General features: G+C 64.1%; 19 protein-coding genes. 5 read left to right on the forward strand and 14 right to left on the reverse strand.

All coding sequences use genetic code 11. The features are described 5' to 3' along the window. Positions 1-874: 874 nt before the first annotated feature. The 3 genes from rpsN to rpmB are packed head-to-tail and all read right to left on the reverse strand — an operon-like array spanning position 875 to position 1588. Positions 875-1180 (reverse strand): 30S ribosomal protein S14, encoded by a 306-nt coding sequence (rpsN, locus tag AB0N72_RS07455; RefSeq protein WP_011776360.1) that lies wholly within the window; start codon positions 1178-1180, stop codon positions 875-877. A gap of 4 nt (positions 1181-1184) precedes the next feature. Continuing rightward, positions 1185-1352 carry a 50S ribosomal protein L33 gene (gene rpmG / locus AB0N72_RS07460; protein WP_003798558.1) on the reverse strand — a complete coding sequence of 56 codons (168 nt, stop codon included), beginning with the start codon at positions 1350-1352 and terminating at the stop codon, positions 1185-1187. Continuing rightward, a complete protein-coding gene (rpmB, locus tag AB0N72_RS07465) occupies positions 1352-1588 on the reverse strand; it encodes a 50S ribosomal protein L28 (RefSeq protein ID WP_011776361.1) in 237 nt (78 codons plus the stop codon). Before rpmB ends, rpmG begins: the two co-directional genes overlap by 1 nt. A 384-nt stretch (positions 1589-1972) precedes the next feature. On the opposite strand from rpmB, the gene AB0N72_RS07470 reads away from it, so the two are divergent. The 3 genes from AB0N72_RS07470 to AB0N72_RS07480 are packed head-to-tail and all read left to right on the forward strand — an operon-like array spanning position 1973 to position 4681. Beyond that, on the forward strand, positions 1973-3457 hold the full coding sequence (locus AB0N72_RS07470; protein ID WP_363934177.1) for a ferredoxin reductase family protein: 1485 nt from the start codon (positions 1973-1975) through the stop codon (positions 3455-3457). Next, entirely contained in the window at positions 3454-3906 is a 453-nt protein-coding gene (locus AB0N72_RS07475) for an FMN-binding protein (protein WP_363934179.1), read from the forward strand. Before AB0N72_RS07470 ends, AB0N72_RS07475 begins: the two co-directional genes overlap by 4 nt. 34 nt (positions 3907-3940) lie before the next feature. Beyond that, on the forward strand, positions 3941-4681 hold the full coding sequence (locus AB0N72_RS07480; protein WP_363934181.1) for an FAD:protein FMN transferase: 741 nt from the start codon (positions 3941-3943) through the stop codon (positions 4679-4681). Here the strand turns inward: AB0N72_RS07480 and AB0N72_RS07485 are convergent. Together AB0N72_RS07485 and AB0N72_RS07490 are read right to left on the reverse strand one after the other, a co-directional pair. Further along, the gene (locus AB0N72_RS07485; RefSeq protein WP_363934183.1) at positions 4665-5432 is read right to left on the reverse strand and encodes an SGNH/GDSL hydrolase family protein; all 768 of its coding nucleotides are present in this window, start codon (positions 5430-5432) and stop codon (positions 4665-4667) included. The genes AB0N72_RS07480 and AB0N72_RS07485 overlap by 17 nt on opposite strands. A 63-nt stretch (positions 5433-5495) precedes the next feature. Then, on the reverse strand, positions 5496-5975 hold the full coding sequence (locus tag AB0N72_RS07490) for a MarR family transcriptional regulator (protein ID WP_363934185.1): 480 nt from the start codon (positions 5973-5975) through the stop codon (positions 5496-5498). A gap of 69 nt (positions 5976-6044) precedes the next feature. Here AB0N72_RS07490 and AB0N72_RS07495 point away from each other — a divergent pair, with 69 nt between their 5' ends. Next, complete coding sequence (locus tag AB0N72_RS07495) at positions 6045-6332, forward strand: YciI family protein (protein ID WP_363934186.1); 288 nt, start codon at positions 6045-6047, stop codon at positions 6330-6332. Between the two features lie 18 nt (positions 6333-6350). Here the strand turns inward: AB0N72_RS07495 and AB0N72_RS07500 are convergent, their stop codons facing one another. From AB0N72_RS07500 to AB0N72_RS07525, 6 genes are all read right to left on the reverse strand, one after another. Then, positions 6351-7187 carry an SGNH/GDSL hydrolase family protein gene (locus AB0N72_RS07500; protein WP_363934188.1) on the reverse strand — a complete coding sequence of 279 codons (837 nt, stop codon included), beginning with the start codon at positions 7185-7187 and terminating at the stop codon, positions 6351-6353. 107 nt (positions 7188-7294) lie between these two features. Then, on the reverse strand, positions 7295-8350 hold the full coding sequence (locus AB0N72_RS07505) for a siderophore-interacting protein (RefSeq protein ID WP_363934190.1): 1056 nt from the start codon (positions 8348-8350) through the stop codon (positions 7295-7297). Then, entirely contained in the window at positions 8347-9171 is an 825-nt protein-coding gene (locus AB0N72_RS07510; protein ID WP_363934191.1) for an ABC transporter ATP-binding protein, read from the reverse strand. Before AB0N72_RS07510 ends, AB0N72_RS07505 begins: the two co-directional genes overlap by 4 nt. Before the next feature lies 1 nt (position 9172). Continuing rightward, the gene (locus AB0N72_RS07515; protein WP_363934445.1) at positions 9173-10156 is read right to left on the reverse strand and encodes an iron chelate uptake ABC transporter family permease subunit; all 984 of its coding nucleotides are present in this window, start codon (positions 10154-10156) and stop codon (positions 9173-9175) included. A gap of 122 nt (positions 10157-10278) precedes the next feature. Further along, positions 10279-11394, reverse strand: coding sequence for an iron chelate uptake ABC transporter family permease subunit (locus AB0N72_RS07520; RefSeq protein WP_363934192.1), 1116 nt, complete (start codon positions 11392-11394; stop codon positions 10279-10281). 5 nt (positions 11395-11399) lie between these two features. Continuing rightward, the gene (locus AB0N72_RS07525) at positions 11400-12479 is read right to left on the reverse strand and encodes an iron-siderophore ABC transporter substrate-binding protein (protein WP_363934194.1); all 1080 of its coding nucleotides are present in this window, start codon (positions 12477-12479) and stop codon (positions 11400-11402) included. 478 nt (positions 12480-12957) lie between these two features. Here AB0N72_RS07525 and AB0N72_RS07530 point away from each other — a divergent pair, with 478 nt between their 5' ends. Then, entirely contained in the window at positions 12958-13455 is a 498-nt protein-coding gene (locus AB0N72_RS07530) for an FBP domain-containing protein (RefSeq protein WP_363934196.1), read from the forward strand. Positions 13456-13532: 77 nt separating this feature from the next. Here the strand turns inward: AB0N72_RS07530 and AB0N72_RS07535 are convergent, their stop codons facing one another. Genes AB0N72_RS07535 through AB0N72_RS07545 form a run of 3 tightly spaced genes read right to left on the reverse strand, consistent with a single transcriptional unit; the run spans position 13533 to position 19457 of the window. Further along, positions 13533-17015 carry an ATP-binding protein gene (locus AB0N72_RS07535; RefSeq protein WP_363934197.1) on the reverse strand — a complete coding sequence of 1161 codons (3483 nt, stop codon included), beginning with the start codon at positions 17013-17015 and terminating at the stop codon, positions 13533-13535. Beyond that, positions 17012-18007 carry a DUF4194 domain-containing protein gene (locus AB0N72_RS07540; RefSeq protein ID WP_363934200.1) on the reverse strand — a complete coding sequence of 332 codons (996 nt, stop codon included), beginning with the start codon at positions 18005-18007 and terminating at the stop codon, positions 17012-17014. Before AB0N72_RS07540 ends, AB0N72_RS07535 begins: the two co-directional genes overlap by 4 nt. Continuing rightward, positions 18000-19457, reverse strand: coding sequence for a DUF3375 family protein (locus AB0N72_RS07545; protein WP_363934201.1), 1458 nt, complete (start codon positions 19455-19457; stop codon positions 18000-18002). The genes AB0N72_RS07540 and AB0N72_RS07545 overlap by 8 nt, the downstream gene beginning before the upstream one ends. Positions 19458-19530 lie beyond the last annotated feature (73 nt).

Genomic DNA, 19530 nt, shown 5'->3' on the forward strand with positions numbered 1-19530 from the left:
AACAGACACAACCACACCCACCGGAAATAACGGTAGAACGCGGCTGCACAAAATTCGAAACCAGCTGAAAACCAGACCACCACACACGGGGGTGCATGACAGAACTGGCATAAATTCAACCAATCAAAAAACAATCGGTATCAACAAACTTGGCACACTATTGAGTTCTCAAACAACAGGTCACTAACCGGCACCACCACCAACCCCCACAGGGCCACTGGATCGCTCCGGAGCAACTTTTCAAACTTACCCGATCAACCGGATCCATGCAAATCAACGTTTCCGCAGATCCTGATCCCATTCCTCGGCCCCACCCAACAACGGCACGCTCAAAAGCGAACCATTTTTCAGGCTGTTATCAAGGGGGTTGGCCCCCGCGGCTACCAGCTCCAAGCTGTCTCACTCGCGGCGACTCAGAAGACATTACACGGCCCCAAGCCCCCACACAAATCCACCCCCAACCCCGCCAAAAACCCCGCAAACACACCAAAAACAACCCCCAAGCACCCGGCCAAAACCCGAAAAGCCCCAAAAGCTGCCACGTGAAGCCCATCACACACCAACCCCAACCCCAACAACCCAACCCAACCACCGCCGTCGAACATCAACATGCACGAGCGTCCGCCCCAAACACCCAGAACATGCACGAGCGTCGGCGCCAAGCACCCGGGATGTGAGCGGGCGTCGGAAGGGGCGGGTATCCGGCAGCGCGCGTCCAAGGGAGGAACGACCGAGCGCGCCGAGGATGACCGCCCCCTACACGCACCCCCTACGCCCCCCCCGGAACATGCCCACCCGAATCACGAAGAGCGCCGCTTAAACACAAAAAAGGCCGGCAACCATAACGGTTGCCGGCCCTTTCAGAGCTTCGTGATTACCAGGAAGACTTGGTGATGCCCGGGAGCTCACCACGGTGAGCCATGTCGCGGAAGCGAACACGGGAGATACCGAACTTCTGGAGCGTACCGCGGGGACGGCCGTCGATCTGGTCGCGGTTACGCAGACGGATCGGGGAGGCGTTGCGGGGCAGCTTCTGCAGGCCGAGGCGTGCAGCTTCGCGTGCTTCGTCAGTCGCGTTGGGGTCAACCAGGGTCTTCTTCAGTTCGAGACGCTTGGCAGCGTAACGCTCAACAATGACCTTGCGCTGCTCGTTGCGAGCAATCTTGGACTTCTTTGCCATGTGTTTAGCGCTCCTCTCGGAATTCGACGTGCTGGCGGATCTTGGGGTCGTACTTCTTCAAGACCAGGCGGTCGGGGTCGTTACGACGGTTCTTGCGGGTTACGTAGGTGTAACCGGTGCCCGCGGTGGACTTCAGCTTGATGATCGGACGTACGTCCTTGTCCTTTGCCATTAGAGCTTTACTCCTCGTGCCAGGATGTCAGCAACGACTGAGTCGATGCCGCGTACGTCGATGGTCTTGATGCCACGGGCTGACAGGGTCAGCGTGACATTACGGCGCAGGGACGGAACCCAGTAGCGCTTCTTCTGAATGTTCGGGTCGAACCGACGCTTGTTACGACGGTGCGAGTGCGAAATGCTGTGTCCAAAGCCCGGCTCGGCTCCGGTCACTTGGCAGTGTGCTGCCATGACTCTCCTCCAAAGATTGAATGTAACGGCGTGCAGATGTTCCTGCGTTGCCGTGCGACAGGCAGTGTCCGCATCCGGGTCCACACCATTTCGGTAGTTTCCGCAGCAAGTACGGCGAAGAAGGCTGGCCTCAGGACCGCAATGGTTCAGGTCCTGGGATACCGGGCGAATACAGGAATGCACGCAACTTGAGCCCCTAACTACCGGCCACCGGGACGTCGGTAAAACCAACTGTCACCACCAACCGGAGCAATTGCACACGATCCGCACTACCTAGCGCCTAACTATTCTACGGGTCAGGCCAAATTAAGACCAATCCGGCATCATACGCCCTCATAAGCTCTTTCACAGCAGAATGAAAGGAAGCTTGGCGAGTCTTGGTACATGACCTCGCTGGCAGCCCCTGACTCTCCCGTGGAAAACCCTGCGTTGCCGGGCCGCCGGACGGCACCTGCCGCCGTCGAACGTTTCCGTCCGCAAGCACGACGGCGGCTGCTCCGGGCCGACGTCCTGGGTTTCGTTGGGTGGTTGTCGCCCGTAGCGGCGGTGTCGCTGTGGCTTGCCGACGGGGGCGCTGACGGGTTTTCCTCGTTCCCGGCAACCGTGACCTCGCTGGGAATCGTGGCGGGACTGCTCGGCATGGACCTGGTGCTGTTGATGCTGCTCCTCGCCGCCCGCATCCCTTTCGTAGACAACACAATCGGCCACGACCACGCCCTTGAGCTCCATAAGAAGCTGGGCAAACCGGCGCTCTACCTGCTCCTGGCCCACGGCCTGCTGATCGCGATCGGCTACGGCGCGGCTGAAGACCTCGACCCTGTCAGCGAATCAGTGTCGCTCTGGGTCAACGTCCCGGACATGTGGCTCGCTTTCCTCGCAATGGCCCTCTTCATCGCCGTGGTTGTGACGTCGCTGGTGGCAGTCCGCCGGAGGTTTCCCTACGAATTCTGGTACGTCATCCACCTGCTGACCTATGCGGCGGTGGGCACTGCCATCCCGCACCAGTTCAGTGTGGGCGGGTTGTTCGAGGACGGCACGTGGCAGCGCTGGTACTGGCTGGCTCTCTGCGTCGCGACTGGAGCGGCACTTCTCCTCTACAGGGTGTACCAACCGGTGGCGGCGACGTTCCGGCACAAGCTAAGGGTCAGCCGGGTGGTGCGGGTTTCCGCGGATGTTTTCAGCATCGAAATGACCGGCCAGCAACTGGAGCGCTTTGCAGGGGCAGGAGGCCGTTTCTTCTTCTGGAGGTTCCTGGCACCGGGCCACTGGTGGCAGCCGCATCCGTTCAGCCTGTCGGCTGAGCCAGCGTCCGGCGTCGGCGGTGAAGTCGTCGGTAACCCGGGCGGCAAACCCGGCACCTTGCGCATCACAGTCCGGAACCTGGGTGACGGCTCAGCCCGGCTCGCAAGGATCAGGCCGGGCACCCGTGTAGCCATCGAGGGTCCCTACGGCATGTTCAGCGCGGCCGCACGCACCCGAAACAACGTGGTGCTGATGGGCGCCGGGATCGGGATTACTCCGCTTCGCTCGCTCCTGGAATCCACGCCGTTCGAGCCCGGCCATGCGACAGTCCTGCTACGGGGACACGACGAGTCCGAGCTTTTCCTCGGCAGGGAAATCATGGAGTTGTGCCAGGCACGCGGTGCCACTCTCTTCCACCTGACGGGCCCCCGCTCCCCGAGCGCCCATGCCTGGCTCCCCCGAACTGCGGTGACGGCCGGCTTCACCATCAACTCCTACGCCCCCGGCATCGCGGACGCGGACGTCTACGTCTGCGGTCCCGGGCCCTGGGCGGCCTCTGTCATCCGCGACGTCCGGGCAGCCGGCGTCCCCGCGGAACAGCTCCACTACGAAAGGTTCGACTGGTGAGAATAAGGGCAGCCATCGCAACCGCACTGGCGTCGGCGGGCATCCTTGTGGCGGGCTGGCAGTCCGGCGCGCACGTCGCCGGTACCGGCACGGCCACAACCACCAGCCTCAGCAGCAGCAACAGCGGTGGCAGCAGCACGGGTTCGTCCGGCACCAACAAAGGAACCACGACGGCGGCAACTTACGACGGCGTGGCCGTCCAGACCCGCTTCGGCACAGTCCAGGTACGCGTCACGGTCCAAGGGGGCAGGATCACCGAAGTCACCGCCCTCAAGCTCACCGATGCTGAACGGAAGTCGGTACAGATCAGCAGCCGCGCGGCGCCGGTGTTGCGGTCCGAAGTGCTCCAGGCCCAGTCCGCGGACGTACAAACCGTGAGCGGGGCGACAGTCACCTCCGACGCCTACCTGACGTCACTCCAGGCAGCCCTCGATGCCGCCCATCTCTAGCAGCACTCAGCTGCGGGCCCGAATATTTCGCAGCATGGGCACCGTGGTGAGCCTGACGTTGGCGAGCGGCCGCTACGCCCAAACAGCTGTTGACGAGCTCGAGTCAGCGATCGCCGTCGTCGAGGATAAGTTCACGGAACTGGACCTGACCTTCAGCCTCTACCGCAGCGGATCCGAAGCGAGCAGGCTGGCGCGCGGGGAACTGGCCTTGCCCTGCGCCTCTGAGTCCATGCAGGAACTGTACGCGCAGGCCGCCGAGTGGCGGCTGGCGACGGATGGCGCTTTTACGGCTGAGCGTCCGGATGGCACGTTGGACCTTTCGGGGATCGTCAAGGCACATGCCGCGCGCGAATCGGCCACGTCCCTTCAGGCCCTCGGCTTGCGGGACTGGTGCTTGAACGCCGGCGGGGACGTTCTGGTGAGCGGCTCGCCCAGGCCTGGTACTCAGGAGCCGTGGATAGCGGGGATCGTTGATCCTCAGGACCGGCAGGCTTTGCTGGGCGCGTATCCAATGGGCACGCTCCCGGCACTCGCGACATCGGGGTCGGCCGAACGGGGCCACCACATCTGGGCGGTTGGCGGCGCCGCGCCGGAGTTCGACCAGGTTTCCGTGTCCGCCACCGACATCATCACCGCCGATGTCCTTGCCACGGCCATCGTTGCAGGCGGGACAAGGACACTGGATCAAGCTGTTGAAAAGTGGAAGGTCGAAGTCCTCGCAGTACACCGCGATGGGACCCTCCTTGCCACTCCGGGATTCAGGAAAGCGGCCTGATCAGTTCGGCGTACTTCGGGTTAAGGCCATCGCCGGAAGAGACTCCGCGGAGTCGCCGGGACACCCACGGCGCAGCCGACTCGCGGAACCATCTGGCGTTGGCTTTCAAGGCTTCAACCCGGTTCAGGAGTCGGAGCGGTGCAAGCTCGGGGACCTCGATGACGTGCTCGTGTTCCAGGACATCCAGCACGCGCTTGGCCATGTTGAGGTGGCCCGCCGTGGACATGTGCATCCTGTCTTCGCCCCACATGCGCCAGTCGTCGTATTCATCGAAGCGCCAGTAGTCCACCAGCAAGGCGCCGTGGTTCTCGGCGATTTCGCGCACGAGTTCGTTGTAGATCGCTGTGCGGCCGCGCATGGCACTGAAGACTTTCGAGCCCTTGGCGTCGAAGCCCGTGAAGAGAACCACGGTGGCGCCGGTCGCGCTCAACCTGGCGATGCCGGCGTCGTACTCCTCCAACAGTGCGTCGATGTCGATCCTGGGCCGCAGGATGTCGTTGGCGCCGGCGTAAAGGGTCACCAACGTCGGCTTCATGGCGACGGCGGCGTCCACCTGTTCTGCCATGATCTGGCGGAGCTTCCGGCCGCGGATGGCGAGGTTGGCGTAGCCGAAACCGGGGTTGCTCTGGGCGAGTTGCCCGGCAACGATGTCAGCCCAGCCGCGAACCCCGTTGGGGCGGGTGGGATCGTCGTCGCCGACGCCCTCCGTGAATGAGTCCCCCAGGGCAACATATCGGGCAGAAAAATCCATGCCGCCAGTCTGCCACCTCGGCGCTCACAGCCACAAAGTTGCTGTTCCAGCCTGAAGGACAAGCTAGGAGTCGCGCAGAATCCAATGGTTGTTATCCAGCCGCGCAACAATCTTCTCGCCGATCCGCGCGAGGTCGGCAACGTCGTCGGGACTTAGCGAATCAAGCATCAGGGTGCGCACGGATTCCACGTGGCCCGGAGCCAGGGAAACGATGGTGGACATGCCGGCGTCGGTCAGGTGGGCCACCGTCACGCGAGCGTCGCCGGGGTGCGCCTGCCGCTCCACCCAACCGCGTTTCTGCAGCTTGGTGACCACATGCGACAACCGCGACAAGGAGGCGCTGGTGCGGGCCGCGAGCTCACTCATGGGAAGGTACCGGCCCTCGGTTTCGGAGAGCATGGCAAGCACGTTGTAATCGAACAGCGACAATTTCCCGGCTGCCTGAAGCTGCGTGTCCAACGCCGAAGGGAGCAAGGTGTTGATGCTCAGGAGGGCCAGCCAGGCACGGCGTTCGTCGGCGTTCAGCCAGCGCGGTTGATTCATGCGTCCATCTTATGAGAATCCGGGGACTTCCCCGCTCCTTGTGGCCGGCCGTGGGGATAGGCTGGCCGCATGTTCGTTGTCTCCTTGACCTACAAAGTTCCCGACGAGATCGTCGACTTTCACCGCCCAGGCCATATGGCCTGGCTGAAAGCAGCGTTCGACGACGGCATCTTCCTTGCGTCCGGACGTCGCGTCCCAGCCACCGGCGGCGTGCTGCTGTCGAAGGTGGACCGCGCTGCCCTGGATGCGTCCTTGGCCGAGGACCCGTTCTACAGCAACGGCGTGGCCGATTTCGAGATCATCGAATTCACCGCAACAAGTGTGGCCGAGGGTTACGAGAACCTGCTGGACAGCTGAATCCCCCGGGGCGACTGGTTATTGTGCTGCCTCCCGGTCTTCCAGGAGCTTCCTCAGGCCGCCTTTGCGCGGGACTTTGACCGGTTGGGGCCAGCGGGCTTGCAGTGAATCCCCCAGCGTGACGCCGCGCAATTTGCGCCCGAACAGCGGCACCACCCAATCGTTGACCCAGCGCCGCTGCCGGCGCTCCCATTCGCGAAGCGTCAAGCGCGACGGCGGTCCCCACGCCTTGGGTTCGATCTTGTGCGGGATATCCAGATGGTCCAGGACCTGGGCTGCAAGGTACTTGTGCCCCGCCTTGGACATGTGGAGGCGGTCCGGAGCCCACATCCGGGGGTCCTTGTAAGCGTCAAAGCACCAGTAGTCCACCAGCACGGCGCCATATTTTGCCGCGATCTCCCGGACCCGGTGGTTGTACAGGGTGTTGCGCTTCTTGAACGGCTCCAGGACGGCGGAAACCTTGACGTCGAAGCCGGTGAAGAGGACCACTGTTGCTCCCGTTTCACTCAGTTGTGCGACCAGGAGTTCGTAGTCCTTAAGGAGGGCGTCCATGTCCGTGCCGAAGTCCAGGATGTCGTTGCCGCCGGCGTAAAGCGTGACCAGCGTCGGCTCCATGGCCAACGCCGGCTGGAGCTGTTCATCGATGATGTGCCGGAGCCTTTTGCTGCGCACAGCCAGGTTGGCGTACTCCCAGCCCGGCTGTGCCTTCGCCAACTTCTCGGCCACCCGGTCTGCCCAGCCGCGGACCCCGTTGGGAAGGACCTTGCTCGGGTCCCCCACGCCTTCGGTGAAGGAATCCCCAAGGGCGACGTACCGCCGTCGACCGTTCTTCCCGGTTCCGAAGTCTCCCCGCACCCCGCCGACGCTACCCGCCGCCGGTTAAGCCCGGGCCAACCTGAAGTGAACAAGCACAGGGGATGTGAGAGAGCGCCTGGCTCAAGCCCGCGGGATGTGAGAGAGGGTCAGCCTTCGGCTTTGCCTCGGCGCCAGTACCCCATGAAAGCGACCTGCTTGCGGTCAATGCCAACGTCCCGGACCAGGTAGCGCCGCATTTCCTTGATCACGAACGCTTCACCCGCGATCCAGGCGTAGAACGGCAGCGCACCTGCGGGCAGCGTGGGGTTTTTCGTGGCTTCGATGGCCGCAGAGTCCATCCGCTGCGGGGTTTCCCAGAGGATGTCCTGGTCCACGTTGACGTCTTCGGGTTCAGGACCGGCTGCGGTTTCGGAACCCTTGATACCCACCCAGCCCGGCACGGGGACAGCCTTGGCAACGGCTTCTTTGAGCAGTTCGCCGTGGGGACGGGAGCGGCCGATGGCGGCACCGCGGGCAAGCCAGGTGATTTCGATGTCGGCTGCCGTGGAGATGTCCTGGAAGTCACCGGCTTCGGGTACCTCGAGGAACGCATGGCCGGTCATGTCGGCGGGCAGGCTCTCCAGGATGGCGCTGATGGCCGGAACAGCCGTCTCGTCGCCGGCCAGGAGCACGCGCTGCGCGAGTCCCGGACGCCACTCGATGCCGCCGTAGGCGCCGGCCGTGGTGCACTGCGCAGCCCGGTTGTTGGGGCCGATGATGGTCAACGCATCACCCGGTTTCGCGGCAACGGCCCAGTTGGCAGCGGGGCCGCCATGCCCGGCGTCGTCGAAGTGCATCACAAAGTCGATGTCAATCTCGGGGTATACGGCGTCGAGCCGTTCGGACCGGACGGTATAGGTGCGCATGTCGCCGCGGACGGATGGGTCCATGGCCAGCCACTCCCGGTACCAGCCGGATTCTTCCATGTTGAAGGACGGCAGGGGGATCTGCTGGCCGCTTTCGTCGAAGGACGGGATCATCAGCTTCACGCGCAGGTCCAGGGTGTCCCCGGCCACGCCGAAGTTACGCAGCGAGTATCCGCCGAAAGTAATCCTGCGGAAGTTGGGGCTGAGGTCCAGCACGGCCGTCACGGTGACGTCGAAGGCGAGGGTCATGGGCTCCACGGCGGCACTTGCGTTTGCCTGCGTCGGTTGTGCACTCATGAGGCGATCTCCAGTTCGTTGGTTGAAACGGGGCTTGCGTGGTGCCGTCCGATGGGAACGATCAGCGGTGTACCTGAGATGGGGTCCGGAACCACCCGGGACTCCAGGCCGAAAACGTTGAACACCAGTTCCTCGGTGACTACATCGCTTGCCGGGCCTTCGGCCACGATGCACCCGCCTTTCATGGCGATCACGTGGTCTGCGTACCGCGCGGCCAGGTTGAGGTCGTGCAGCACGATCGCCACAGTGGTGCCGCGGCGTCGGTTGAGGTCCGTGACCAGGTCCAGAACCTCCACCTGGTGCGCGAGGTCGAGGTACGTGGTGGGCTCGTCCAGCAGCAGGACGTCGGTTTCCTGTGCCAGGGCCATGGCGATCCAGACGCGCTGGCGCTGCCCGCCGGACACTTCATCGATGCTTCGCTCAGCGAGTCCAAGGGTGTCGGTGGCTTCGAGCGCGCGCTGCACCGCGGCGTCGTCGGCGGCTGACCAACTGCGGAAGAAGCCTTGGTGCGGATACCGGCCGCGGCCCACGAGGTCGCGCACCGTGATGCCATCCGGGGCAGTGGGGTGCTGCGGCAGGAGGCCCAGCGTCCGGGCGAGTTCACGCGCCGGGCGCGTGTGGATGTCCTTCCCGTCCAGGGTCACCGCACCCCCGGCCGGCTTGAGCAACCGCGACAACCCGCGCAGGAGCGTCGATTTGCCGCAGGCATTCGCGCCAACGATCATGGTCACTTTGCCCTCGGGAATCTCCGTGGAGAGCCCTTCCACTACCTTGCGGTACTCGTACTGGAGGGTGAGGTCCTTGGCATTAAGGATGGCCATGTCAGGCTTCCTTTCGGTTGGACGTGACCAGAAGCCACAGCAGGAAGGGTGCCCCGAGCGCGCCGGTAATGACGCCGACCGGGAGGACGGTTCCGTCCAGAAGGACGGGAGCGATGTTCGAGGCGAAGAAGTCGGCCAGGAGCACGATCAATGCTCCCGTAAGGGCCGACGCCGGGAGGCTGGGTTTGCGGACGATCCTGCGGGATATCGGCCCCGCCAGGAAAGCGACGAACGCTACCGGACCTGCCGCAGCAGTGGCGACGGCGGCAAGCGCGACGGCGGTCAGCACAACGCCCAGCCGCGCGGCATTGACCCGGATTCCCAGGCCGGCAGCGGCGTCGTCCCCGAGTTCAAGGATGCACAACGGGCCAGCCAAGGCGATAACGGCGGGGACCAGGACCACCAGGGAAACCGCCAGCACCCCGGCCCGGTCCCACGTGGCGGAGTTGAGGGAGCCGTTGAGCCAGATGAGGGCGTCCGCGGCGGTGCGGATGTCGGCCCGGGTCATGAGGAAGTTGACCACCGCATGAAGTGCTGCCGCGATGCCCACGCCAGCCAGGATCAGGCGGTTGCCGGCAGCGTTGCCGCGGCTGCCTCCCCCGGCGCCGGAACCGGTACCGCGGGAGATGGCGTAGATAATGGCCGCGACGCCGAGCGCACCGCCAAGGGCCGCCCAGGAAACCACCGCTCCGGAAGCACCGAAAATGACGATCGCCGTCACGGCAGCGGCGCTGGCACCATAGCTGATGCCAATGATGTCCGGGCTGGCCAGCGGGTTGCGGAGCATGGTCTGGAAGAGTGCGCCGGCGAGCCCGAAAGCCACGCCGATCATGGTTCCCACCACCGCTCGGGGAAGCTTATGCTCCATGACGATGAAGCTGGCGCCAGGGATCTTTTCGCCGCCGGTGAGGTGGTTGATGACGATTGTGAAGAAGTCCGGGATGGTCACGGTGTAGCTGCCCAGGAGCACGTACACGGCGAACATGACCAGGAGGGCCAAAGCTAGGAAGAAAGTGGGGCCCAGCACGCGCCGAAGTGACAATTGATGAGGGTGTTTGGGGGAAACATTGCCATTAACTGCCAACTCGGGCGCGGATTTGAGAGCAGTCACAGCCCGGCCCCCTTTCCACGGCGGATGAGCCAGACAAACACCGGTGCTCCCACGATCGCGGTCATGATGCCGGCCGGGACTTCGCCCGGAAGGAGGATCACGCGGCCAATGACGTCGGCGGTGATGAGCAGGATGGGTGCCGAGACCAGGGAGAACGGCAGGATCCACCGGTAATCGGGCCCCGTCAGCAGCCGGACAGCGTGCGGAATCACCAAGCCGAGGAAGCCAATAGGCCCGGCCAGTGCAGTCGCCGAGCCACACAGCAGCACGATTCCCAAAGCCGTAATTCCGCGGGCCAGTCCGACGTTCTGGCCCAGCCCGCGGGCAATATCGTCACCCAGCGCCAGGCTGTTCAGGACGCGTCCGCCACCCAGGACGATCACGGCGCCAACTGCAAGGAACGGCAGCGCCGGGAGCAGCACGGACCAGTCGCGCCCGCCGATGCTGCCCACCTGCCAGAAACGGAAACGGTCCAGCGTGTCCTGGCTGGAAACGAGAATGACGTTCATCAGCGAAAACAGCCCGGCGCTCAGTGCCGCGCCCGCCAGGGCGAGCTTGACCGGCGTCGCACCGTCACGTCCGCGGGAAGCGATGGCGTACACCACGACGGCGGCCGCTGCGGCTCCGATGAAAGCGAACCAGATGTAGCCGGTCAGGGAGCTGATGCCGAACACGTAAATGCCAACCACCACGGCAAGCGCTGCACCGGCGTTGAGGCCAAGGATCCCGGGATCGGCCAGCGGGTTGCGGGCCACGCCCTGCATCGCGGCCCCGGCCAGACCCAAAGCCGCCCCGGCAAGAAGGCCCAGGACCGTGCGGGGAATCCGAGCAATGACTACGGCATGGTTGCCGTCGGCCGGATTGAAGTTGGTAACGGCGTCCCAAACCGTCGAAAGGGGAAGCCCGCGCGCGCCAATCGCCAGGGATGCGGCGCTCACGGCGGCGAGTACGACGACGGCCACCAGCAGCCAGGCGGCGCGCTTGCCTGCGGTGCCCCGGGACCCGGTTCCCCCTCCGGGTGCCGGCGCGTCAGGGGAGATGCCTCCCGGGCCAGCCGGCACCAAGGTGCCGCTGCCCCGCCCCTGGACGGTCGTCGTCGTACTCAGTTTCATTGCGGTTACTTGCCCGCCGCTGCTGCTTTATCCGCTGCGCTTCCGAGCTGCGGCAGGAACTTATCCAGCGCCCAGGGCAGGCTCAGCGGCGAAGAGGCGGAGATGGAAAGCGTCAGGGTCTGGTCGGTATCGGCAACCAGGGCGCCGTTCTTGATGGCCGGGATCTGGCTGAGCAGGGGGTCGGCCTTGATGGCATCGGCCGTTGCAGCCTCGGGAACCCAGGTAACAAAGATGTCGGAAGCAAGCTCATTGGCCTTTTCAGCGGACCACGGGATGAAGAACTCCGTGTTGCTCTTGGTGTTTTCCGTGACTACCGGTGCCAGTTTCATCCCGATCTCGGACAGGAAGCGGGGACGGTTGTCGATGGCGGTGTAAACGTTGGTGCCGTCGCCCTTGGCGGGCTCAATGTTGCCGTAGATGAAGGTCTTGTCCTTGATCTGCGGGTACTTGGAGACCTTGTCCTTGATGGTGGCCTCGGTGTCCTCCACCAACTTCTTGGCTTCGGCTTCCTTGCCAAGGGCCTTGCCGATGATGGTGGTGCTTTCCTGCCACGGCGTGCCGTAGGCAAGCTCCGGCTGGGCCACCACGGGGGCGATCTCGCTGAGCTTCTTGTAGTCAGCTTCTTCCAGGCCCGAGTAAGCAGCCAGGATGACGTCCGGGTTCAGTTTCGCGATCTCCGTGAAGTTGATGCCGTCAGCCTCGGAGAACTGGACGGGAGCCTTGTCGGTGCCGAAACCGGCGCCGAGCTTCTCCAGCGCTGCGTCCTTCCACGGGGTGGAGCCCTTGTCGTTGTTGCCCCATTCGTTCTTCGGCACGCCTACCGGGACAACGCCCAGTGCGATCGCGACATCGTCGTTGACCCACGAGACGGTAACTACGCGCTTGGGCTGTTCCTTGATGGTGGTCTCGCCGAAGACGTTCTTGATGGTCACGGGGAAAGCCGCGGACTCGGCCTGCTCGGATGCCGGCGTCGAGGTGGCCGGTCCGGTGGAGCAGCCAGTGAGGGAAAGGGCGACGGCGGCGAAAGCGGCTGTCACGGTACCTGCAGTTTTCAGCAGGGCGCGGCGTGGAAGAAGGGAAGCCACGGGACTCCTTAGGTAAGTGATGCGAACCTAAGTAAGGCTAGCCTACCCTCTGGATAATTACGAAACGTTTGCATCACCTAATCCGCCTCCACCTGCAACGCGGGGTCACTTATGGCCCATGTTGCGGGCGTTTATGGGCCATATCTGACCCCGGGTTGCTTTTTGGCGGGGTTAGGATGGGTGATGGCGGACTACCGCTTTTAAGGAAAACGGCTTTCAGGACAACGACGAGGGGAATGAGCGTGCGCACTGTTTCAGTTGCTGCAGCCATGGTTGGCGAGGTGGCCGCTTTGGCCTGCTTGGCACACCCCCACGCGTCGGAACCAGCCAAGTAGCACCAAAAAACAGGACTCCAACGGAGTCCTTGGCTTCTTTGGCGCGCCCTTGGTTCGCTCAGCTTCGGTGACCGACGCCCCAGTGCCACCGCGCAACGCAAACCGCGATGCCGCCGTCGACCATTTCCGAAAGAAGCTTTGCCATGCAGAAAATCACTGCCCAACAGATCCGTTCATCGTTCATCAACGCCAGCCGCTCCGAGGCAGCCAAAGCCAACCTCCCCCGCGATTTCGACACCATCGACTGGGAAAACCTGGAATTCCTTGGCTGGCGGGACGAGAAAATGCCCCAGCGCGGATACCTGGTGGTTCCCTACCGGGGCAAACTCACAGGGATCATGCTCCGGGCCCCTGAAGGCGGGTCCGGCAAGAAGCGCGTTGTGCTCTGCGAGCTGTGCCGGGACGTCTTCTCCAAGGACGACGTCTACCTGTGGGTGGCCAAAAAGGCCGGGCAATCCGGCAAGGACGGCAACACGGTGGGCACCCTGATCTGCGCCGACTTCGGTTGCAGTGCCAATGTACGCAAGGAACCGCCCGCCAATGAGATCAACCCGGACCCGGCCGTCGTCGTGGTCCGTCAGATCGCCGGACTGGAGCAGAGGACGGAACAGTTCCTGGACCGCGTCCGCGGCTCCAAGTAGTACCTGAAGCAACGCGGGGTCACTTTTGGCCCATAAAGGGCCTCCCAAAGGGCCATAAGTGACCCCGCGTTGCTTTTCTAGCGCAGGATGATGTCCACCGGGTTGGCTTCCGAGCGCCAGGCGCCTGGCTCGCCGGGACCTGAGATGACCGGAGCCGTGAGAACTCCGGAACGGTTGGTCCGCTTGTCGCGAAGGATCTCGGTTACTGATCCCAGGTGGCGCGACAGGTCGATCACGTTTTCAGGAGCGGCCAACAGCAACTGGAACCCGAATTCGTGAAGCGCCTTGATGCCCGCGCCCGCAAACTCTTCGGACGCCAGCACAAAGGCTTCGTCCATCATCACGGTGCCGTACGTGGTGAAGCCCTGCTCGGCGATACCCAGTTGGTAGCTCAGTGCCGCGGCCATGATGAAAGCCGTGAAACGTTGCCGCTCACCACCGGACATGGAGCCCGTGTCGGCATGCATGAAGACTTCGGTCTTCTTCTTGGCCGCTTTTCCAGAACCGCCGGCCTTGCCCGGCTTCGCGGCCACCTCCCGGTGCTCCTTGCACTGGATGAAAATGTGTCCACGGACATCGAGCACCTCGGCCCGCCAGCGACGATCCTCAGGGGTCTGCGATCCGAGCCGTTTCACCAGGGTTTCCAACGACTTGTAGCGGGCCGTGAGCTCGGCGTCGTCGTCAGCTTCCGTGCCTGCAGCGGCGGCGGAAGCGCTGCGGTTCGGCCGCGAATGTTTGATTTTCAAAGCGTTCTGGATGGCATCCTTGAACACCTTGGCCGTTGCCGGCAGCGTTTGCTTGATGTCCAGCTCCAGGAAGCTGCCCTCGTGGAAATTGACCTGCGACAAAATGCCGTTGAGGGGAAGGATGCGGCTGGTGATGCTGCGCCGTTCCTCATCGAGCAGGTGCAGGAGCGTGCTGAAGGACTCGTGCGTGCGCTGGTTGAAGAACAACCGGAACTCGGCCTCTTGCGCGGGCAGGCCATCGCTCACGATCGCGTGGTACCGGGCCTCGAAGTCCCCGGCGGCCCCGATCGACGTGCCATGGTCTGCGCTGATGGCGCTCCCCCAGTCACGAACGAACGCTTCGAACATGCGCGTCAACCGCTCGGCGGTGGCTTGGCTGCGGGATTCGGCCGCATGCAGCTCGTCCATCAGCTTGTTCCGGACGCTGTTGGCCAGGTTGTCGAGCTCGTGCAGTTCGGAAACGTCCTCGACGCCGGCAAAGTACGGTTCCAGCGCGGTGACGGTGGCGGCCGACGGCGGCGACTGCTCAAGCTTGAGCCTCGCCGCGTCCAGCATGCCGTCAGCGGCGGTCATCTGATGGTCGAGCGCTTTGTATTCGCTCTGCAGCACAGCTGCCACGCCTGTGGAGGACTGGTGCTTTTCCCGTACCGCCTCGATGTTGGCGCGGAGCGGTTCGAGGTCGGCCTGCGCAGCCAGGGCATCCACGAGTCGTTGCTCAATCCGGGCAAGTTCCTCGGCTGCAACGTCGGCGGAGACCTGGTCCCAGGGCCGCTCGTCTTCAGCTACCCGACGCAGCGCTTCGAGCTGGCGGGCCATGCCTTGGTGCGAGTCCTCGCGGCTTTGGGCCAACTCAGCGGCCTTGGACAGCTCGTTTTCCAGCTCCCCCACCCGGGCTGCCACAAGCTCGAGTTTGGAGGCGTTATCGAAACCGAGGACGTAGTCCTGCCTGCTGGTGAAGCGATCGTCCTTCTCCACGGTGTGCCGGTTGCGTTTGACCACACCGCCCAGGCTCAGGCCTTTGTCCATGGCGGCCAGCTCGTCCGGATCCTCCACGCACGGGTACGCGAAGTCGAGGGCGATCCGCTCACGGATCCATTCCCCCGCGGCCGCGTTGGCGCCCGCGGTGAGGATGCTCAACTTAGTCAAGAGATCGCCGTCGGACACGTCCTCCACAGCCAGCGCGCCACCGGCGAGCGGCTTGGACACATCAACAGCGCGCAGCGCGCCACGGACCGGGTTGTCGTTCAGGTACCGGGTGACGGCCGCAAAGTGCTCCCCCGGAACCAGCAACGTGGTGGCGAGGTTCCGCAGGGCACGCTCGGCGGCGGGCCGCCAATGGTCCTGCCCCTCGGCGAGGTCGATCAGCTCGCCGCCAAAGGGCATCCGCTCTTCCGGAACACCAGTGGCGGCCGCGATGGCGGCCCGGTTCTCAATGCTCGACGGCGGCAGCAGGGACTTGCGCGACCGCAACGACAACAATTCCTGCTGGGCCGCTGCGAGCTCCCGCTTCTTGGTTGCGTGGCCATCGAAGGCCTCGAAGCGAAGTTCCTTCAGTGCCTCGGAATCGTCCTTCAACTCGACCGATCGGGCCGCCGCTTGCTCGTGGGCCTGCTCCCAGCCCTCAGCCGACCATTCCAGGTTCAGCCCAGCGTCAGCCAGCGCTTTCTTGGCCGAGTCCTCCACCTGCTGGCGCAGTTTGAGACCAACTTTGGCATTCTCCAGAGACTGCTCAATAGCCGAAATGGCGTTGCCGCCCCGGTTGTTGTAGTCGAGCTCAAGGTCGCGCAGCTCCTTGGCCAGGGCATCACGGACCACGCGCTCCGCGGCCAGTTCCTGCGCCTTGGTTTGCGCCAGCTCCTTGAACCGGGCCAACGTCTTGGCGTGCACCGTGACGGCCAGTTGTTGTTTGTAGGCTTCAAATTCCCCGCCGGCCAGCTCGCGGAGGCGGTTCGCGTCCAGGAGCGCCTGCGCGTACTCCTTGTTCAAACCCGGAACCGGGGCCAGTTGGTCGCGCTGCAGCCGCACGTCCTCCAGCCTTTGCCGGATGGACATCAGGTTGCTGAATTCCTCCACGACGTCGTCCGCGGCGGCCAAAGTGGCGGGGGCATCCAGTACCTGGTCACGGAAGAAAGTGTTGACGCTTCCACCCAAGCCCTTGCCGGCCTGGATCACCCGAAGCAGCGGGAGCGCTTGGTCCGAATTGATGCCCAGGAGCCGGCGGAAGCGTTCGGCGAACGCCTTGTGGACGTCAAAGACCTGGCCGTCCGGGAAAATCCCCTCCAATGCGCCCTTGGTAAAGCGCTTCTGCGCGATCCCCTCGATGGCCTCGAGGTCCAGGGGTTTGCTGTCGATGACATAGAAGCGGCCGACGCTTGATTCTGTGCCGTTCTTCGGCAGGTCGAAAAGGGCGGATATCGTCACCGTGGTGCCGGCCGCGTTATCAAACGTCAGTGCGACGGCGGACCAGGTGGCCCCCGGGCGCTGGAACGCACTGGCCGAGCTGTCACCTACGGCCTTATCACCTACTTTGCCGCGCATATAGGTGAAGGTGGTCCTCTTGTCCTCCACAGCGCCACCGGATCGCTGGGCCGCGGCCTCATTCGATCGTGGACGGGCATCGAAAACGCGAAGCATGGCATCGAACAGGGTCGATTTGCCCACGCCAGAGTTGCCGGTCAGGAGGGTGCCCTTGCGGTCCACGTGCATGGTGTGGGCGCCATGGAAGGTACCCCAGTTGACCACCTGCACCAGCGCTAGGCGCATCTGGCCGGGATTCGTGAGCTCGCCGAGCGGGAGCATGGTTGCAATCGTCACTTCTGTATCCCGTCAGTCGTGGTTGCGTCCGCCTCCGCGATGGATGCCGGCCCCGCCCCTTCGCCGCGCGGCTGATCTTCGATCAGCTCGACGCGCGGCTTCGACAGGCCCGATGCCACTCCCGGTCCGGCATCCATCGCTCCGGCTTCGGCTCGCCCGTCACCTTCGTCGTCGTCCTCGGCGTTAGCGGGGCCGTCCAGATCCAGCAACGGTTCCGTGCCCGACTCGTCGGCGGCTACGGCAATCAGGGCCTCGATGTGGGCCGGGATGTCGCCGATGTTTTCGAACGGGAGGGCCAAGGGGAGGGCGTTGCTGATGGTGTACGTGTCATCCAGCGGGGTGGGGAGGATGAGCTGCCGGGCCAGGAGCTTGGTGATGGTGCGGGTGACCACGTCGGAGTCGCGCAGGGCATCCTGTTGGCCGGCGGGGGTGTAGTTGGCCACCAGGTCCGAGATTTCCTCGCGGGTGATCGTGGGGTCCGTCTGGGCTATGATGTGGCGGTCCAGCAGCAAACGCAGGCGCAACAAGACGATGGTTTCCACGCGGCTCAAAGCACGCTGCTGGCGGAGGATGCTGGAGCGCGAGCTGGCCCCGACGATCTCCGGATCAACGGGGCGGAGGACGGCGATCTTCCGGTCGTGGTCCAGTTGCAGGGTGAGGAACAGCTCGGAGAGCCGGCTGCGGAGGATCAGCTGGTTGTCCAGGAGCGTGGTCCAGAGTTTCTCGTCCCGTCCGCCGTCGATGTAGGGACCCTTGAGCAGCTTCACCAAGGCATGGCGCACCTTCATGGGCAGCACACCGGTGTCTCCGGGGAAGAGCGCGGCGCCGTCAACGAAGGTGTCCCGCGGCGTGATCCGGAACGGGTCCGCCTGGTGCCCGGGCTCGTCGGTGACCTGCCCGGGCTCTGCCACCGGCCCGGCCTCTGCCACCGGCCCAGCGTCGGTGACGTTTTCCGCTTCGGTGATGTCCGTCGTCGTGATGTCCTCAGTCATTGGAATCCTCATTCAGGGTGACGACCGGCAGGTACGCCGAGCGGATGCTGCCGTCGATTTGTTCGAAGTCGATGTGTTCCCACGCGGCGCGATCGAACGCCGCGCCGGTCTGCAGCGCCATGGACAGCAGGGTCCGGACGCTGTTGATGTGCCGTTCCTCGGCTGGCAGGTTTTCCCAGGCCTCGCCCAGGGTGGCAGAACCGGCCATGGCGGCCCGGATAACGCCGGGCCGGGCCTTGCCTGTGCGGGCGGACCGCACGCGGTCCGAGTCACTGAAGGCGATGGGGTCGGCCAGGCGGGGCGGTGTGGCGAACTCGTCCGGATCAAAGAGCTTGACCATGGCCAGGGACTCGAAACCTGCATTGAACAGGACGGGCCCTGGAACCAAACCTGGCCTGTCCCGCTCGTAAGGCAGGGACCGGATGGCCTGTTCAGCCTCGGCCAGAACCTTGCGGAGGCTTACGGATTGCCGGACATCGTCGCTCTGGATGTACGTATTGAGGCTCTCCGAGAGCTTGCCGTAAATCCGCTGGATCTGGCTGTGCTGGTAACGCAGTTCGGCAACCAGGTTCTTCAACGTTTCGCGGTCCTCGTGGGAGAGGTCGTCAGCGAACTGCCGGCTGAGGACCTCGCCAATGGCCGAGCGGAAACGCAATTGCTGCTGCGGATCCTCCAGGAACGCCGTGAATGAACGGAACGTGCGGCCCTCGGGGCTCTGCCGCAAGCGCTTGTCGGCTTCCAGCACCTGGGCCATGGTGGCGCCCTTGCTCAGCGACTCTTCGATGATCTGGTTACGGAGCTCGCCCACCAGTTCCTCAATGCGGTCACGCATCTTCTTGTAGTCGGCCGGCAGGCTCGCGGCGAGATCAAGAATGTTGCCCGCCGCTTCCACGGCTTCTTCGTCGTCCAGGAGCCCGTCGAATTCTCCCGAGCTGATGTCCTGGACCAATTGTTGCCGCTCGTGGATTTCCTCTTCCAGGGCTTCCAGTCGCGCGCTCTGGTCCGGGTTGGTTTCGTTCGCGAGCTTCTCCACATCGCCCAACAGCGTGCCGAGCCTGGATCCGTTGAGTGTTGAACGTTCACTCGAGAGGCTGTCCAGGAACGCGAGCACGCGGGCTGCGGGTTCGGTGACTTCGTAGACGATCTGGCCGGACTGGTTGCGGCGCGTCAGGAACTGCTTCCGCGTCCACTCGTCTCCGAACAGCTTGCCGTTTTGCTGGCCACCCAGCGCGGGATCCTGGCGCCGGAGCTGCTCAAGGAAAGCGTCGACGTCGGCATGGAACTCTTCGAGCGGAAGCTGCGGCCTGGTGCGGGTAAAGGAGGCTTGGAGGACGGCGATGACCCACGGCGCGGAGCGCGTCAGCGCCCAGGCCGGACCCTTGGTGAGTTGCTCGAGGTCGCGGAGCCTCGCGCCGATAGCCTCGGCGGAGGACATGGCTGAACGGGACAACTACTCTCCTTCAGCTGCTGCGAAACCTGGCTGGCAGCGGAAACTGCCCCGTACAAGGTTAACGCAGAGCGTC

It is taken from the genome of Paenarthrobacter sp. NPDC089307 (assembly GCF_040685055.1).
GTDB lineage: Bacteria > Actinomycetota > Actinomycetes > Actinomycetales > Micrococcaceae > Arthrobacter.

What these genes read in the sequence shown, in the direction of transcription:
- rpsN (WP_011776360.1), bottom strand. Translation starts at nt 1,180, where the DNA reads ATGGCAAAGAAGTCCAAGATTGCTCGCAACGAGCAGCGCAAGGTCATT.
- rpmG (WP_003798558.1), bottom strand. Translation starts at nt 1,352, where the DNA reads ATGGCAAAGGACAAGGACGTACGTCCGATCATCAAGCTGAAGTCCACC.
- rpmB (WP_011776361.1), bottom strand. Translation starts at nt 1,588, where the DNA reads ATGGCAGCACACTGCCAAGTGACCGGAGCCGAGCCGGGCTTTGGACAC.
- AB0N72_RS07470 (WP_363934177.1), top strand. Translation starts at nt 1,973, where the DNA reads ATGACCTCGCTGGCAGCCCCTGACTCTCCCGTGGAAAACCCTGCGTTG.
- AB0N72_RS07480 (WP_363934181.1), top strand. Translation starts at nt 3,941, where the DNA reads ATGGGCACCGTGGTGAGCCTGACGTTGGCGAGCGGCCGCTACGCCCAA.
- AB0N72_RS07485 (WP_363934183.1), bottom strand. Translation starts at nt 5,432, where the DNA reads ATGGATTTTTCTGCCCGATATGTTGCCCTGGGGGACTCATTCACGGAG.
- AB0N72_RS07490 (WP_363934185.1), bottom strand. Translation starts at nt 5,975, where the DNA reads ATGAATCAACCGCGCTGGCTGAACGCCGACGAACGCCGTGCCTGGCTG.
- AB0N72_RS07495 (WP_363934186.1), top strand. Translation starts at nt 6,045, where the DNA reads ATGTTCGTTGTCTCCTTGACCTACAAAGTTCCCGACGAGATCGTCGAC.
- AB0N72_RS07505 (WP_363934190.1), bottom strand. Translation starts at nt 8,350, where the DNA reads ATGAGTGCACAACCGACGCAGGCAAACGCAAGTGCCGCCGTGGAGCCC.
- AB0N72_RS07510 (WP_363934191.1), bottom strand. Translation starts at nt 9,171, where the DNA reads ATGGCCATCCTTAATGCCAAGGACCTCACCCTCCAGTACGAGTACCGC.
- AB0N72_RS07515 (WP_363934445.1), bottom strand. Translation starts at nt 10,156, where the DNA reads ATGTTCGCCGTGTACGTGCTCCTGGGCAGCTACACCGTGACCATCCCG.
- AB0N72_RS07520 (WP_363934192.1), bottom strand. Translation starts at nt 11,394, where the DNA reads ATGAAACTGAGTACGACGACGACCGTCCAGGGGCGGGGCAGCGGCACC.
- AB0N72_RS07530 (WP_363934196.1), top strand. Translation starts at nt 12,958, where the DNA reads ATGCAGAAAATCACTGCCCAACAGATCCGTTCATCGTTCATCAACGCC.
- AB0N72_RS07540 (WP_363934200.1), bottom strand. Translation starts at nt 18,007, where the DNA reads ATGACTGAGGACATCACGACGACGGACATCACCGAAGCGGAAAACGTC.